Genomic DNA, 16,245 nt, shown 5'->3' on the forward strand with positions numbered 1-16,245 from the left:
AATACGTCTCGCGGCGACCTACCTGCGCGGTTTCGGGCATAACAGGTCTTGCGCGCTTGCCATGCCGCGACAGATCGACAACGCTGCGTAGCCACCGCATGAGCACACCTATGCCGCCCGCACCACCGTCGCTGCTGTTGCTCGATTTCGATGGCGTGCTCGCGCACTACGCGCGGCCACGGCGCATGGCCGCGCTGGCGGCGGCGGCGGGCTGCACACCGCAGCGGGTGCACGAGGTGCTGTTCGTGCAGGGCCTGGAGCGCGCCTACGATGCCGGCACGATCGACACGCAGGCGTATCTGGCGCAGTTGAGCCAGGGGCTCGGGCACACGATCGATCGCGCCACCTGGCTCGCGGCCCGCGTCGCCGCCTGCCGCGCCGACCCATCGGTCGTGGCACAGGTGCTGGCGGTGGCGGCGACCACGGCAGTGGCAGTGCTCACCAACAACGGCCCGCTGATGATGGACGCGATCGAGCGGATCGTGCCGCCGCTGTTCCCGCTGTTGCAGGGCCGCGTGCTATGCAGCGGCGCACTCGGCGGCCGCAAACCAGATGTACAGGTGTATCAGCGCGCGCTTGCGCAGCTCGGCGAACGCGCCGAGCGCACGCTGTTTGTCGACGACCTGTTCGTCAACGTGCGCGGCGCACGCGCGGCCGGCCTGCACGCCGACACCGTACGCGACGCCCGCGCCTTACGGCGGGTGTTGAAGCGGCACGGCGCGGAATAAGTGTCGGGAATCGGGAATCGGGAATCGGGAATCGGGAATCGGGAATCGGGAGCGTCGCAGACCGCAGCCAAGAGCGGTACTGCTGCAGCTCCGACAACGCAGCGCACGCCACCAGACAACACCGCGATGCCTTCAGCCCCTCTCGCCTCGGGAAAGGGATTGGGGTGAGGGTACGACGGACGACACCCAACTCGCAGCGGCGAGCTGAGCCCCGCATTACGCCAGAACCTCAACATCAAACGAGCGACAGACCACGCAATCACGCCCGCCAGACTGCGCACGCTCACCCCAAGCCAAGCCCCATCATCCCGCACTTCGCAGGACGCAGGCATCCATCACGACTGCGCGACATACTCGGCAATCGCCAGCCGCAAACGCGCCAACCCCTCAGCCAGCTCGGCATCGGTCAGATTGAGTGCCGGCACAAAGCGCAGCACATCCGGTCCAGCCTGCAGCACCAGCAAGCCGTGCTTGGCGGCCAGATCCAGGATTGCCCCCGCCTGACCGGCATGCGCCGGTGCCAGCACCGCGCCCAGCATCAGGCCGCGTCCGCGGATCTGCGCAAACACATCGAAATCGGCATTCAATGCCTCCAGCCCTGCGCGCAACGCCGCCGATTGGCGCTCCACGTTGGCTGCAATCTCCGGCGAGGCCAGCTTACGCAATGCCACCCGCGCTACCGCCGCGGCCAGCGGATTGCCGCCGAAGGTGGTGCCGTGCGCGCCGAACTGCATGGTCTGCGCCACCTTGGGACCGGCCAGCATCGCACCGATCGGAAAACCGCCGCCCAGCGCCTTGGCCAGCGTCACGATGTCCGGCGTCACCTGCTCCTGCCAATGCGCAAACAGGGTGCCGGTGCGGCCCATGCCGCATTGAATCTCGTCCAGCACCAGCAAGGCGTCGTGCTGGTCGCACAGCGCGCGCGCACGGGCCAGGAAGCCCGGCGCGGCCGGCATCACCCCGCCCTCGCCCTGGATTGGCTCCACCATCACCGCTGCCACGTCGCCGGAGGCCATCGCCGTTTCCAGCGCCGCCACGTCGTTGAAATCCACATAACGGAATCCACCCGGCAACGGCTCATAGCCTTCCTGGTACTTGGGCTGCGCGGTGGCTGTCACCGAGGCCAGCGTGCGGCCATGGAAGCTGCCGCGGAAGGTCACGATGACGCGCCTGTTGGCCGGGCGCCCCTGGCTGCTGGCCCACTTGCGCACCAGCTTGATCGCCGCCTCGTTGGCCTCGGTGCCGGAATTGCACAGGAACACGTTTTCCGCAAAGCGCGAGGCGGTGACCAGTTCTTCGGCCAGACGTAGCGGCGGCGCGCTATAGAAGATGTTGCTGGTGTGCCACAGCTTGCCGGCCTGCTCGGTGAGCGCCGCTACCAGGTCCGGATCGTTATGGCCCAGCCCGCTGACCGCAATGCCCGAGGACAGGTCCAGGTACTCGCGCCCCGCATCGTCCCACACGCGACTGCCCTGACCGCGCTCCAGCACCACCTGACGCGGGCGATACACCGGCAGGTAGTAATGCGCGAGGGACAGGGGCGAATCGGCAGCGGTGCTCATGATGGTGGGTCACAGACGCGGAAGGGAGACCGGCATTCTCGCGCATTCGCGCGGCTGCGGCACAATGCGCGCATGCGCCCCTTCTCCGATCCTCAGCTCACCCCCGCCACCGACGACGGCTGGCGCCGGCAGTGGTTCGACATCATCTACCGGCACGACACCCGCCCTTCGCGCAATTTCGACCTGTTGCTGGTCGCGGCCATCCTGGCCAGCGTGGTGGTGATCATGATCGACAGCGTGCCGCGCATCCATGCGCACTCGGCGCACTGGCTGGTCCCGCTGGAATGGGCGTTCACGGTGCTGTTCACCGTTGAATACGCGCTGCGTCTGTCGGTGGTGCGGCGCCCGCTGCATTACGCGCTCAGCATCTGGGGCGTGATCGACCTGCTCTCGATCCTGCCCAGCTATCTGTCGTTCTTCGTGCCCGGCGCACAGACGCTGCTGGTGGTGCGCGTGCTGCGCATCCTGCGGCTGTTCCGCATTCTCAAGCTCACCCGCTACATCCAGGAAAGCGGGCAATTGGTGGACGCGCTGTGGCGCAGCCGCCGCAAGGTGCTGGTCTTCCTGTTCAGCGTGCTCACCATCACCGTGATCGCCGGCGCCACGATGTATGTCATCGAAGGCCCGCAGCACGGCTTCACCAGCATCCCCACCAGCATGTACTGGGCCATCGTCACCATGGCCACTGTGGGCTTTGGCGACCTGGTGCCGCAGACCACGCTGGGCCGTTTCGTCACCTCGGCGCTGATCCTGATCGGCTACAGCATCATCGCCGTGCCCACTGGCATCTACACCGCCGAACTGGCCAGCACGCTGCGCGACGGTGGCCACACCGGCAAGCGCGATACGCGCAACTGCGCCCGTTGCGGGCTGGAAGGCCACACGGCGGACGCACGCTATTGCCGGCAATGCGCCGAGCCGCTGCCGGAGATCTCCAACGGCTAACGCGGTGCTGCGGACCTGGTGCGGCGAACGCAACTATTTCGCGGCCTTCCACAGCCCAAGGCCCCACCGAGTAGCGATGGATAGTTCGGATAGATCAGTCGTAGAGCGATGATCTGTCGCTTGGCTGCAGGGCCCTCGCCCGCTCACCATCGCAGGACACGCCGTGAATCCGTCCCTGGAGGCTCTGGCGCGGCATCCGTGCCGCTCAAGGTCCCGCGACGGTGAGCGGGCGAGGACCATCGACGATGGTCGGTGTGCCGGTGCAAGCAGAGCATGACCTGCGTGTTCGTATAAAGCGCCACCACTTAGACGCACCACTCAGTTGTTCAAGACAATCCAAGAATGAGCAGGCTTCCAATGAAGCCACCTTGAATCTTACTGGTGCGGTGCCCTCGCCGCTTGCGGGACCCTTGGCGGCATGGATGCCGCCAAGGAGCCTCCATGGACGGATTCACGGCGTGTCCCGCAAGCGGTGAGGGCACCGCGCACTCGACCGACTAGGTTTTTAACTCCATCTAAATCAGGCTACTCGAAATAGCCGTGCCTTTGAAACTTGCTACTCACCTGATCGATCCGATCCACAACGCGGCAGCGAAAGCGCACAGCCTCAGTGCGACATGCGATTACTCATGTCGATCAGATCGTTGTAACTGGCCAGCACTGCCTGGCGCGTGCCGCCCGGTGGGAGCGAGCCGCTTTCCAGCAGCATCTGCTCGCTCTTGTTCAATGGCGTCTTGGTCCGGATACGCTCGACCAACCGCCCCGACTCGCGCGCCAGCTTGTCGGCAGAGCGTTCCATGTGGCCCCACATCGCGTCGCCCTGGCCGACCTTGGCCTTCTGCGCCTCTTCCAGAATGCTTTGATAGCGCGCGAGCTGAGACTGCGCTGCGGCAAGATCCGGCGTGTCGTTGTCCAGCACCTGCACCAGCTGCTTGCCCTCGCCGATAATCTTCAAGTGATACCAGGACGCGCTGCGGCCTTCCTCTTTTTCGATCGTATCGATCTGGGCCTGACGACGCGTGTCTTCGTTATGTTCAAGCGCGGCGTTCATGGCCTCGCCGGCTTCGAAGAATGCGTGATAGGCCTGCATCAGCGGCGCGTGCAGCGCCTTCATGCCCTTGCCGTCATCGCGCAGATAATCCTCGCGGTCGTAGTAGCGCACCGCTTCCCCGATACGGTCGTTGAGCGTGGTGAAGCGTTCTTGATAGGTCTTGGCCACCGGGTCGAGCTCGGGGTTGGCCGGCGTTTGCGCCAACGCCGCGCTCATCGGCGCGCCGCATTCGTCCACGTGATGCGACAGCACCGTGCCCGGGGCCCGGATACCGCGTTCCGTGCCGGTCGGACCCGCCTCGGGGTCCTGCATCCAGCCGATATATTGCTGGTAGCTCTCATGGATCGGCTGCTCGACGCCGTTGAAACACGCGATGTAGGCATTGATCTTGTCGGCGCCCTCCACCGCAGCGGCAGGTGCGTTTTTCTGGCAGCCGGCAAACAGCGCGGCAAAAGCGATCGCTGCGGTGAGTGGCACATAACGAAGTTGGTGGATCATCTTGTGTTCCATTGATGGTTGAAGAAGAAGGCCGCCGCGGCGTGCGGCCGAAAGGTATCTGGCGCAGCCGATCGCCCGGCACATGTGTGATGGCTGAGGCAGCACTGACTATTGACGATTGCTTTCGGACACCAGCGCGTTGTAGGTGTCGAGCAACTTGCGCGACGAGCCTTCGGGCGCCATCAGGGGGTTATCCAGCCAGCCCTGCTCCATCTTGCTATACGGCGTTTTTTCGACCACGCGTTTCACCCGCGCCTTGGCTTGCCTGCGGAAGTTTTCCGCGGCGGTTTCGAAGCTGTTCCAGCTCAGTTTGCCCGGCTCCTGGTTGGCCACCTGGGCGTGCGCCTCATCGCAGAGACGGTTGAAGCCGTCCAGCAGCGCGTTGGCACGTGGCACGTCGAACGACTCTTCTTCCAGCGCATCGGCGATCTCCTTGGCGTCGAGCATCATCGCCAGACGGTAGTACGCGCGCGTACGGCCCCCGCCCTGCTCCAGTGTTCTGAGTTTTTCGCGCTGCACCGCGTCGTTTTGCAGGTCCAGTTCGGCACTGAAGGCGGTACTGGCATCGGCGTAGGCGGACAGCGCCTCCATCAGCTGCGGGTGCAGCTGTTTGCCCTTGGCGAACTGGTCGTCTTCGTAGTCCTGGCGCGTGTAGTAATCGGCCAGCGCGTGACTGATCGGCTGCAGTGCCTTCAGGGCCGCACGATAGTCGCCTGCTGCCTTGTCCAATGCCGGTAGCGCCGGTGTCGCCCCAGCGGCCGCGCGGACCGGTGCGTCGCACTGCTTCATGTCGTGATCGTCGATATCGTACGGACCGGTCATGCCGGACTCTCCACCGGTCGGACCGGCGAACGGGTCCTGCATCCAGCCGGTGTAATACCTGGCGCCGGCGTGGACCTTTGCGTCGACGCGGTTGAAGCAGTCGATGTAAGCGGCAAGCTTGGCGGTCACGCCCTGCACGGAATCCGCCTGTCTTTCAGACGTTTTGGCACCGGCAAGTTCGGCACCAGTTGCAGGCTGCTGCGGCTTGCCGCCACACGCGGCCGCCAGGACAGATGCCGTCAGGACGAGCACACGGAACTTCGGAGACACGCGCGACACATCCTTGTTGGAAACGTTTTCAGCCGGGCACCATAGCAAACCCTGCCGTGAACCTCGTGTGCTCGCTTCAGGTGGTATGCGAGGCTGCCGGATCTGCACGGCGCGACCGCTGGTCGAACGCACCCACACGCTGAAATCGCGGTACCTGCGTGCGCCGCTTCCCGTTCGCGCTCCGCAGCCCGCCAACGACGCGGGCAGTGATGTTCGCTGCACTCAATCCAGAAACAGATCCGGCAACAACGCATGCGACGGGTCGACCGCATAACTGCTCAGGTCGGTGATGCCGGCCTTGGTCAGGACGTCGTCGTCGATCAGGAACTGGCCATGGAATCCGGCCGCCTTGCGCGTCAGCACCGCATGCGCCGCATCGGCCACGATCTCCGGGCGACGGCAGGCCGCGGCATCCACGCCGGGCAGCATGTTGATCGCATCGGTGGCGATCACCGTGCGCGGCCACAACGCATTGATCGCCACGCCTTGCGGGCCGAACTCGGCGGCCAGCCCCAGCGTGACCAGGCTCATGCCCATCTTCGCCAACGTGTAGCCGGTATGTGCACCCCACCACACCGGATTCAATGAAGGTGGCGGCGCGAGGGTGAGGATGTGCGGATTGGATGACCGCAACAGATGCGGCAGGCAGGCTTGCGCGCACACAAAACTGCCCCGCGCATTGACCTGCTGCATCAGGTCGAAGCGCTTCATCGGCGTCTCCAGGACGCCGCGCAACCAGATCGCGCTGGCGTTGTTGACCAGGATGTCGATCCCGCCAAACGTCTCCACGGTTGCAGCAACGGCGGCCTGCACCTGCGCGTCGTCGCGGATATCGCATTTGAGCGCAAGCGCCTGCCCACCTGCCGCAGTCACCGCCGCGGCCGCGCTATGGATGGTGCCGGGCAATTTGGGATTGGCCACCGCCGATTTGGCCGCGATCGCCACATTAGCCCCATCGCGCGCCGCGCGTAGCGCAATCGCCAAGCCAATCCCGCGCGAGGCGCCGGTGATGAAGAGGGTTTTGCCTTTTAAGGTCATGGGATTGGGGAATCGGGATTAGGGATTCGTCAGAGCTTACAGCCGGTGACCGGCGCCGAATCGGAACGCGTCATGTGCAGCTGCTGGATTCAACCGACCAGCCACCAGCCCTGCACCATGCGCCTTTACGAATCCCCAATCCCGAACAACCAATCCCCGCCCCTCAGGGCTTCGGCCCCTGTCCCTCGTTGTCTTCCCAGTGCAACACGCGACGGGTCACGAAGCGGTAGACCGGTTTGCCGGTGGCGAACCACAGCTCGCGCACCCAGGAGGTACGCTTGAGCACGCGACGTTCCACCGGCGTGATCGAGGCCGGGCAGTACATGCGCTTGTGCTTGAGCAGATGGCGCAGATCCTCGCGTGCAAGCAGGCGCATCCAGCGCGCGCGTGGGTTGCCGCGCACGGCCAGCTGGAAATCGATCACCGCCGGGCTGCCGTCGTCCTGTACCAGCCAGTTGGCTTCCTTGGCCAGATCGTTGTGGGCAACGCCACGCCGATGCAATTGCTGCAGCAACCGGCGCGCACTGCGAAAATAAGCCAGGTCACCACGCGGCGGACGCTGGTACATGGCATCGCCCGACAGATAGCTGCGGTCCAGATGGCGCCCGTCCCAGTGCAGCAACCGTGGCGTGCGCGGCAGCCCGTCCAGCTGGCGCAAGGCCAGCGCTTCACGACGCGCCAGCCACCAGGCCACGCCGCGCAACAGCCACGGCGCCACGCTCAGGTCGCGCCGCACGAACACCCGGCCGGCGTCGCGGATCAACAGGATGCGTCCGAACGTATCGGACTTCAGTGGCAGATTGCCGGTGTGGTCGTCACTCATCCCCCATTGTAGGCGGGCACGTGCACCGCCATACCGCCCCGGGCGTGCCTGCAGGTGGCACCGGCAGGCGCCGGCGCCTGGACGCAACCTCAGGTGAAGCGGACAGCCGGATGTGAGCACCGCGCAAGTCAGTCGTCGCCGTGCCCACCTATAATTCGGGGATGAACTCATGGATCGACGCCACGCTGGAGTGGATCGGACACCACCCCACCTTGGCTGGCGTGGTGATCTTTGCCATCGCATTCTGTGATGCGGTGATCGTGCTCGGCGCCATCGTGCCCGCGCTGCCCCTGCTGTTCGCCATCGGCGTGCTGATCGGGCTTGGCCAGATCAACGGACCGTATGCCGTGGTCTGCGCCACGCTGGGCGCGTTCGTCGGCGATGCGTTGAGCTTCTGGGTAGGCCACCGCTGGGGCCACCAGCTGCATACCTATTGGCCGTTTCGCCGCTATCCGCAATTGCTGGAACGTGGCGAGTTGCTGTTCCGGCGCAACGCCTTCAAGAGCATCCTGATCGCCCGCTATGTCGGTGCGGTGCGGCCGTTCGTGCCGGCCATTGCGGGCATGTCGCACATGCCGTTCAAGCGCTACCTGGTTGCCAGCGGCCTTGCCTGCGTGTCGTGGGCCTTGCTGTTTCTGGTCCCGGGCTGGGTGCTGGGAACCGCCTACGACGCGGTGGCGGCCGTGGCCGGGCGCCTGTTCGTGGTCGTCACATTGCTGGCCGCGGTCATCGGCCTGGCCTGGGCGGTGGTGTTGTATTCGTATCGCTGGTCGGCAGGCCATCTGGATGCCTTGCTGGCACGCTTGCTGGAGTGGTCGCACCGGCACCCGGTGCTGGGCAACTGGTCGGTCAGCGTGTTCGACCCGCGCCGTCGCGAGTCGGTGCCGCTGGCGATGATGGCGCTGATGCTGTTGCTGCTGGGCTGGGGCTGGTTCGTGTTGCTGATGGTGGTGCTGGCGCATGGCGAACCGCTGCGCGTGGACCTGGCCGTGCACGACCTGATGCTGGCGCTACGCAACCCGCTGGCCGACTACCCGATGGTGGCGCTGGCCTCGCTGGGCGACTGGCAGGTGCTGCTGCCGGCGATTGTCGCGGCCATGGGCTATCTGGCCTGGCGCCAGCGCTGGATGGCCGTGACGCACTGGGTGATCGCGCTGGCCTTCGGTCTGGCGCTGACCCAGCTGCTGGGCGCCACCGTGCAGGTGGTGCGCCCGCCGGCAGCCAGCAGCGGCTTCGGGTTTCCGTCGGTAGCGGTGACCATGGCCACCATTGGTTTCGGCTTCTTCGCGCTGCTGATCGCGCGCGAGCTGCCCGGGCGTCGTCGGGTATGGCCGTACCTGGTCAGCGGCGCCATCGTTTCGCTGATCGGCTTTGCGCGCCTGTACCTGGGCGCGCACTGGCTCAGCGACGTGGTCGGCGGCATGTTGTTCGGTATCTTCTGGCTGCTGGTGCTCGGTATCGCCTACCGCCGCCGCGCCACGCGTGCGTTCTGGGTCAAGCCGGTGTCGTGGATCTTCTACGGCATGTTCGTGAGCTGCGCGATCTTCTTTGCGCCGCGCAATCTCGAGACCAAGCTGGCCAAGTTCGAACCGCCGCCGCCGTTGCTGATGGATCTGCCCGCCAGCGATTGGTGGAACGGCCAATGGCGCTTGCTGCCGGCGCGGCGCAACGAGTTCGACGACGACCAGCGTTGGCCGCTGGACGTGCAAGTCGCCGGGCCGCTCGCACCGCTGCAGCGCCAGCTGGAATCGCGCGGTTGGCGGGCCCAACCGCAGGCGGGTTGGGAACAGGCGCTGCATCTGCTCGATGCCAGCGGTCGCCCGGACGAAGTGCCGATCCTGCCGGCCACGCTGGATACCCAGGTCGAAGCCTTGCTGATGGTGCGCCACGCGGCGCCCGGGCACGTGCATGTGCTGCGCCTGTGGCCCGCGGCCGCGCGCCTGCAGCCCGGTGCACAACCGCTATGGGTCGGCAGCACGCAGACCTTGCGCTACAGCCGCCACTTCAGCCTGATCGGCCTGTGGTATCCGCTGCGTGGCGTGGACCCGGCCCTGAGCGCGTTGCGCGATGCACTGAGCCCGCTTCCGCATCGCGTCGAACAGCGGCGACGCTCCAAGTTCCCGGTGATCCTGATAGACAGCACCTCGGGCAATGCGGTACGTGGCGAGGACAGGAACAACCCTGCAGCGCAGGCAGAAATCACTGCGTCCAGGCCGGCGGCATCAGGACCGCCACAGCGCGGTGATCGATCGGGCAGCAATCGCTAGCGGGCTGCATTCGCGCAGCCCGCTTGAAAAGAGCTGGCAGCACTACCTCTTGAAGGCTGTCTCGGTGGCGGTCATGTCCTGGCGTCGCCCAGATGCAGCTGAACTTTCAGGGTGAAAGGCGCTGGTCGCTGGTTGAGATCCATGCACACCGACCATCTCGACTGGTCCTTGGCCTGCAGCCAAGTCGCAGCATCGAGGGCGCGGCGCCCTCACCGCTCGCGGGACACGCCGTGAATCCGTCCATGGAGGCTCGATGGCGGCATCCATGCCGCCAACGGTCCCGCAATCGGTGAGGACACCACGCCAGACAGTTGGCTGGTGGTTTTGTTGAAAAGCAAACACACCGCGTCGCCAGCTTGCCAGTCGCTGTTGAGATCCATGCAGACCGACCAACTCTACTGGTCCTTGCCCGCCCACCGTCGCAGGACCCTTGGCGGCATGGATGCCGCCAAGGAGCTACATGGATGTACTTGCGGCGTGTCCTGCGATGGTGGGCGGGCAAGGGCCCTGCAGCAAAGGCGCAGATGATCCGCTCTCTGCCTGATCCACCAGTATTGAGCAATCAGGCAGCGACGACTGCATCGTGCGTGTCGCGAGCGCTTGGCGATCTTCACGTCTAGTCGAGGGCGCGGTGCCCCCACCGCACCAGACAGTTGGCCGGCGGTCTTGTCGAAGAGCAAAGACACCGCATCGCCAGCTTGCTAATCGTTGGTTGAGATCCATCCAGAGCCACCATTTCGACTGGCCCTGCAGCCAAGCAACAGATCCGGCGCGCTACAACCGTCCGCACCACCTGTTGAGGCAACAGGCCAATGCGCCTCAGCGCCGTTCGGACGATCCCGTTGGGCAAGCGCGAACACTCACCACAACACGCCATCCACCGGCTGCATCGGCTCCGGCGCCTGCTCGCCGATGGCCTGCAGCGCATCGATTTCAACCGTGCGGCACATGGTGTCCAACGGCAGATCGTGGATGGTGTTGGCAAATGGGTCGACCAGCTCGTCGCCGATCTTGAGTACGGCCAGGAACATCAGCCCGGCCACTGTCGATCCCACCGGCGTGGCGTACTGCAACGTCTCCACCAGACCGATCGGCAGCAGCACGCAGAAAAGCCGCGTAAACAGGTTGGGATAGAAGCGATATTGATACGGCAGCGGCGTATTTTTCAGGCGTTCCATCCCGCCCTGCGCATTGGCGATGTCCACCAGGATGCGCTCCACGCTGGCCTGCTGGATGCTGTCGATCCAGCCATCACGCCGCGCCTGCTCCACACTGCGCCCGGTGGTATCGAGCAGACCGTTGGCCACGTTGGTACGCGTGACTACCGCGGCCACTTCATCGGCGTCCAGGCGCGGCTCCAGGGCCATCGCAACCGGCAGGCGACGCAGCTGGCAGCGCAATGCGTTGACATAAGCGATCTGTCGCAGCGCAATCGTGCGCCCCAGCGCTGCAGCTTCCGGCGCGGACAGGATGCTCACACTCAGACGCACCAGGTTGCGCGATGCGTTGATCATCTGGCCCCACAGCACCCGCCCTTCCCACCAGCGTTGATAGGTGGAATTGGCGCGGAAGCCCAGAAACAGCGCCAACGCCGAACCGAAGATGGTCAACGGCAGGGCGGGCGCCCGGAATGGCAGCACGTAATAGATGATCGTGATCAATACGTCCCAGACGAACAAGACGGCCAGGGTCCGCCAGACCTGGTTGAACACATCCGCCACACGCGGTTTGACATCGATGATCAAGGCTCACTCCGTGGATCGATAGCGCGTGCCGCGATGACGCGCATCCGGTGCGTGGATGCCATCGCTAGCGCACTCAAGCGCGGCGAGTGTGCCGTTGCGGCGGTGCAAGCGCGGTGAGGGAAGCACGCGCGCAGGCGCATGGCTCGCTTACGGCATCCAGTCCAGCAACTGGTCCAGGCGCCGATGCGGATCGTCCTGCTGCAACAGCGACAGACGTTGTTGCTCGGTCAGCGGCAACAGCTCGGCCAGCCGCCACCCCACCCACGCAGACTGATCCAGCAGGCCCGGGCCCACCGATGCGAATTCGCCACCAACCTGCTCGAGCATGCGCTCCAGCACGGTTGCCAACAGGCCATGCTCGGGGCGCAATTCGTCGTCGGGATCGGGCTCGCACCAGCTCACCTCGCCCACCACCAGACCGTTGTCGCGGATACGCGAGCGCTGTACATGAAAGCGCCGCGTGCCACGCAGCCGCAGCACCAGCACCCCATCGGCGCCGACATCGAAATCCTCGATGCGCACCTCGGTGCCAAATGCGGCCGGCGTTGCCGGTGCCCCGACTTCGTTGCCGTCCAGAATCAGGCACACACCGAAACTGGTGCCGTTGCGCCCGCATTCGCGCACCAGATCCAGGTAGCGGCGTTCGAACACGCGCAGCCCCATCGCAGCGCCGGGCAACAACACGTTGTGCAGCGGAAACAGCGGCAGGGCGCTGGTTTCGGCACTGGCGGTGACCGGTGCCATCAGGACAACTGCGCCAGAAAACGACGCGGCGCACCATCGAACCCGCCGTTGGACATGAACACCACGTGGTCCCCCGGCTGCGCAATGTGGCCGAGCGTCTGCAGCAATGCGTCCACATCGTGCGCCACGCGTGCATCGCCACGCACCTGCGCGATGATCGGCGCCGCATCCCAGGGCAACTCGGGCCGATGCAGGAACACCACCGCATCGGCGTCGTGCAACGACGGCGCCAACGCCTGCGCGTGCGCGCCCAGCCGCATCGAGTTGCTGCGCGGCTCCATCGCCACCAGCACGCGCGCCGCACCCACTTTCGCGCGCAGTCCCTGCAAGGTGGTCGCAATGGCGGTGGGATGATGTGCAAAGTCATCGTAGACGGTGATGTCGCGCGCCCGGCCCAGCACTTCCAGCCGCCGCTTGACGCTCTGAAAACGTGCCAGCGCCGGCATCACCGTCGCCGGATCCACGCCCACCGCATGCACGGCCGCCAGGGCAGCCAGGCCGTTGAGTACGTTGTGCCGGCCCACCAGCGGCCAGCGCACCTGACCGATCTCCACGCCACGATGCAGTACCGCAAACACGCTGCCATCGGCTTCGATCAGGCGTGCACTCCACTCCAGCGTTGCGTCGAACCCGAAGCGTTCCACCGGCGTCCAGCAGCCCATCGCCAACACCTCGGCCAGGCGCGCGTCCTCGCCGTTGACGATCAGACGGCCACGCGCCGGTACCGTGCGCACCAGATGATGGAACTGGCGCTGGATGGCCGCCACGTCCGGGAAGATATCCGCGTGGTCGTATTCCAGATTGTTGAGGATCGCCACCAGCGGCCGGTAGTGCACGAACTTGCTGCGCTTGTCGAAGAACGCGGTGTCGTACTCGTCGGCTTCCACCACGAATTCGCGCCCCTGGCCCAGCCGTGCCGACACGCCGAAATCTTCGGCCACCCCACCGATCAGAAAGCCCGGCGCACGCCCGGCCGCCTCCAGCAGGTAGCTCAGGATGGTGGTGGTGGTGGTCTTGCCATGGGTGCCGGCGACCGCAAGCGTGTCGCGGCCCGGCAATACCTGCTCGGCCAACCATTGGGCGCCGGAGCTGTAACGCCGGCCGGCATCGAGCACTGCCTCCACCGCCGGGTTGCCGCGCGACAAGGCATTGCCGATCACCACCTCGGTGGCATCGGAGGAAATATTGGCTGGCGTGTAGCCCTGGGCCAGCGCGATGCCCAGCGTTTCCAGCTGGGTGGACATCGGCGGATAGATGGCCTGGTCGCTGCCTTCCACCTGCCAGCCCAGCTCACGTGCCAGGGCGGCCACACCGCCCATGAAAGTCCCGGCGATGCCGAGGATGTGGAGTTTGGTCATGCTGCACATTGTCGCCGATCGCCGGAGTTGCGGGACATTCCAGTCCGCGCCACCTCCAGCCGTCAGGAAACCCCTACCGTACTGTCGGGAATTTCCCGATATGCGATCTGCGTCACATCCATCACTATGCTGAACGCCAGTCGCAGCACCCTTTGGTCCTACTCCCCAAGAGGCCAAATCCCCAGGGAGCTCATGCTGTCGGGGCTCTGAGCAAGCCCATTACTGGCGTTATTCTGCCCCGGTCGTCTTGTACGCCCGGGGTTTTTCTTTTGGGCGAACCGATTGCGGGCGCAGATGGCAGCGCGGCGACTGCAAAGGACCGGGCCTTGCGCCCGGTCCGTGTCGACTCAGCGGCCAAGCGCCTTGCTGATGCGCTCCAGCACTTCATCCAGCGAGCCCACGCCATCCACGCGTGCCAGCTTGCCGCGCTGCTCATAGAAGCCGATCACCGGTGCGGTGGAGTCGGTATAGACCTGCAGGCGCTTGCGCACCGATTCCGGGTTGTCGTCTTCGCGGCCTTCGGCCTTGGCACGGCCGGCGATACGCTCGACCAGCAGTTCGCTGGCCACGTCCAGCTGTACCACGGCATCCAGCGGCTGACCGATCTTGCTGAGCAATGCATCCAGCGCATTGGCCTGGGCCACGTTGCGCGGGTAGCCGTCCAGGATGAAACCCTTGGCCACATCGGCCTGGCCCAGGCGCGCCTCCAGCATGCCGAGCAGGATGTCGTCGGAGACCAGATCGCCGCGCGCCATCACTTCCTTGGCTTTCAGACCCAGCGGCGAGCCGGCGGCCACTTCGGCGCGCAACAGGTCGCCGGTGGAAATGTGCGGGATGTCAAACGTGTCTTTGAGACGTGTCGCCTGGGTGCCCTTGCCCGAACCGGGCGGTCCCAACAGAACCAATCGCATCAGTGGACTCCACTTTCGAATAAAAACGCGTTGCGGTTGGCGGCGTTAGACTCAAGCCTTCGCCAGCGCTGACCGTATGGTCGTGCAGCTTACCGCATCCGGGGAATGTCCCGGCACTGTCCCCTGCGCCATGTTTCCATGTGAGGAGCCTGTCCCCCTATGACCACTGGCAACTTGTTGTATGCCCAATCCGGCGGCGTCACCGCCGTCATCAACGCCACCGCCGCCGGCGTGATCACCGAGGCGCGTGCGCGCAAGGTCAAGGTGCTGGCCGCCCGCAACGGCATCCTGGGCGCGCTGCGCGAGGAGCTGATCGACACCTCCAAGGAATCCGCCGCAGCCATTGCCGCCCTGGCGCAGACACCGGGTGGCGCCTTCGGCTCCTGCCGTTACAAGCTCAAGTCGCTGGAAGAAGACAGCGCCAAGTACGAGCGCCTGCTCGAGGTGCTACGCGCGCACGACGTGCGCTGGTTCCTCTACAACGGCGGCAACGATTCGGCCGACACCGCCTGGAAGGTTTCGCAACTCGCCAAGGCCTACGGCTACCCGCTGCACTGCATCGGCGTGCCCAAGACCATCGACAACGACCTCGCTGTGACCGACACCTGCCCCGGCTTCGGCTCGGCGGCCAAGTACACCGCGGTGTCGGTGCGCGAGGCCGCACTGGATGTCGCCGCCATGGCCGACACCTCCACCAAGGTCTTCATCTATGAAGCGATGGGCCGCCACGCCGGCTGGCTTGCCGCAGCGGCAGGCCTGGCCGGGCAAGGCCCCGACGACGCACCGCAGATCATCCTGCTGCCCGAACGGGCCTACGACCAGGCCGCATTCCTGGCCAAGGTGAAGCAGGTGGTGGAGAAGGTCGGCTGGTGCGTGGTGGTGGCCAGCGAAGGCATCCAGGACGCGCACGGCAAGTTCGTCGCCGACGCAGGCGGCGCGGCCGACTCGTTCGGCCACGCACAACTCGGCGGCGTCGCCTCGTTCCTGGCCGCGCAGGTCAAACAGGCACTCGGCTACAAGGTGCACTGGACGCTGCCCGACTACCTGCAACGCTCTGCACGCCACCTCGCATCCAAGACCGATTGGGAACAGGCACAAGCCGTCGGCAAGGCCGCCGTGCAGTACGCGCTCAAGGGCATGAATGCCGTCATCCCGGTGATCGAACGCGTCAGCGATGCCCCGTACCGCTGGAAGATCGTGCCCGCGCCCCTGCACAAGGTGGCCAACCATGAAAAGAAGATGCCGCCCAGTTTTCTACGCAAGGACGGATTCGGCATCACTGAGAAGGCGCGCCGCTACTTCGCTCCGTTGATCAAGGGCGAAGCCCCGCTGGCCTACGGTAGCGATGGGTTGCCCAAATACGTCAGCCTGAAGAATGTGGCGGTGACGAAGAAGTTGCCGGCGTGGGAGGGCTGAGCTCAGGCAGGCGGCTGTGCTCCCGGGGCGGATGCGTCGGCACCATGACCGGCAGACGCTGGCATAC

13 protein-coding genes are annotated in these 16,245 nt (G+C 65.5%); 4 read left to right on the forward strand and 9 right to left on the reverse strand.

The features are described from left to right. The first annotated feature begins 110 nt into the window (after nt 1–110). The gene (locus RZV17_RS16105; RefSeq protein WP_355609439.1) at nt 111–728 is read left to right on the forward strand and encodes an HAD-IA family hydrolase; all 618 of its coding nucleotides are present in this window, start codon (nt 111–113) and stop codon (nt 726–728) included. Between the two features lie 335 nt (nt 729–1,063). Here RZV17_RS16105 and RZV17_RS16110 read toward each other — a convergent pair whose 3' ends face one another. Continuing rightward, nucleotides 1,064–2,290: an acetylornithine transaminase gene (locus RZV17_RS16110; RefSeq protein ID WP_355604931.1), complete on the reverse strand. Its 1,227-nt coding sequence runs from the start codon at nt 2,288–2,290 to the stop codon at nt 1,064–1,066. Nucleotides 2,291–2,362: 72 nt separating this feature from the next. Here RZV17_RS16110 and RZV17_RS16115 point away from each other — a divergent pair, with 72 nt between their 5' ends. Beyond that, complete coding sequence (locus RZV17_RS16115; protein WP_104581659.1) at nt 2,363–3,235, forward strand: ion transporter; 873 nt, start codon at nt 2,363–2,365, stop codon at nt 3,233–3,235. A 607-nt stretch (nt 3,236–3,842) separates the two neighbouring features. On the opposite strand, the gene RZV17_RS16120 is transcribed toward RZV17_RS16115, so the two are convergent. From RZV17_RS16120 to RZV17_RS16135, 4 genes are all read right to left on the reverse strand, one after another. After that, a complete protein-coding gene (locus tag RZV17_RS16120; RefSeq protein WP_355604934.1) occupies nt 3,843–4,796 on the reverse strand; it encodes a YiiG family protein in 954 nt (317 codons plus the stop codon). Nucleotides 4,797–4,892: 96 nt separating this feature from the next. Next, nucleotides 4,893–5,876, reverse strand: coding sequence for a YiiG family protein (locus RZV17_RS16125; RefSeq protein WP_166745274.1), 984 nt, complete (start codon nt 5,874–5,876; stop codon nt 4,893–4,895). Between the two features lie 222 nt (nt 5,877–6,098). After that, the gene (locus RZV17_RS16130; RefSeq protein ID WP_047696909.1) at nt 6,099–6,914 is read right to left on the reverse strand and encodes an NAD(P)-dependent oxidoreductase; all 816 of its coding nucleotides are present in this window, start codon (nt 6,912–6,914) and stop codon (nt 6,099–6,101) included. 163 nt (nt 6,915–7,077) lie between these two features. Beyond that, a complete protein-coding gene (locus tag RZV17_RS16135) occupies nt 7,078–7,737 on the reverse strand; it encodes a serine/threonine-protein kinase (RefSeq protein WP_166749234.1) in 660 nt (219 codons plus the stop codon). 161 nt (nt 7,738–7,898) lie between these two features. On the opposite strand from RZV17_RS16135, the gene RZV17_RS16140 reads away from it, so the two are divergent. Then, nucleotides 7,899–10,004, forward strand: a complete 2,106-nt coding sequence (locus RZV17_RS16140) for a VTT domain-containing protein (RefSeq protein WP_355604940.1) — start codon at nt 7,899–7,901, stop codon at nt 10,002–10,004. Nucleotides 10,005–10,864: 860 nt separating this feature from the next. Here the strand turns inward: RZV17_RS16140 and RZV17_RS16145 are convergent. The 4 genes from RZV17_RS16145 to RZV17_RS16160 all read right to left on the reverse strand — a co-directional run bounded on the left by RZV17_RS16145 (nt 10,865) and on the right by RZV17_RS16160 (nt 14,762). Beyond that, complete coding sequence (locus tag RZV17_RS16145; protein WP_047696914.1) at nt 10,865–11,749, reverse strand: bestrophin family protein; 885 nt, start codon at nt 11,747–11,749, stop codon at nt 10,865–10,867. A gap of 147 nt (nt 11,750–11,896) precedes the next feature. Further along, the gene (locus tag RZV17_RS16150; protein WP_166752144.1) at nt 11,897–12,493 is read right to left on the reverse strand and encodes an LON peptidase substrate-binding domain-containing protein; all 597 of its coding nucleotides are present in this window, start codon (nt 12,491–12,493) and stop codon (nt 11,897–11,899) included. Next, nucleotides 12,493–13,860 (reverse strand): UDP-N-acetylmuramate:L-alanyl-gamma-D-glutamyl-meso-diaminopimelate ligase, encoded by a 1,368-nt coding sequence (gene mpl / locus RZV17_RS16155; protein WP_355604944.1) that lies wholly within the window; start codon nt 13,858–13,860, stop codon nt 12,493–12,495. The genes RZV17_RS16150 and mpl overlap by 1 nt, the downstream gene beginning before the upstream one ends. A 338-nt stretch (nt 13,861–14,198) precedes the next feature. Then, nucleotides 14,199–14,762, reverse strand: a complete 564-nt coding sequence (locus RZV17_RS16160; RefSeq protein WP_039407312.1) for an adenylate kinase — start codon at nt 14,760–14,762, stop codon at nt 14,199–14,201. Between the two features lie 159 nt (nt 14,763–14,921). On the opposite strand from RZV17_RS16160, the gene RZV17_RS16165 reads away from it, so the two are divergent. Next, nucleotides 14,922–16,178, forward strand: coding sequence for a 6-phosphofructokinase (locus RZV17_RS16165; RefSeq protein WP_355604948.1), 1,257 nt, complete (start codon nt 14,922–14,924; stop codon nt 16,176–16,178). Nucleotides 16,179–16,245 lie beyond the last annotated feature (67 nt).

Source organism: Xanthomonas cannabis (genome assembly GCF_040616535.1).
Classification (GTDB): domain Bacteria; phylum Pseudomonadota; class Gammaproteobacteria; order Xanthomonadales; family Xanthomonadaceae; genus Xanthomonas; species Xanthomonas cannabis.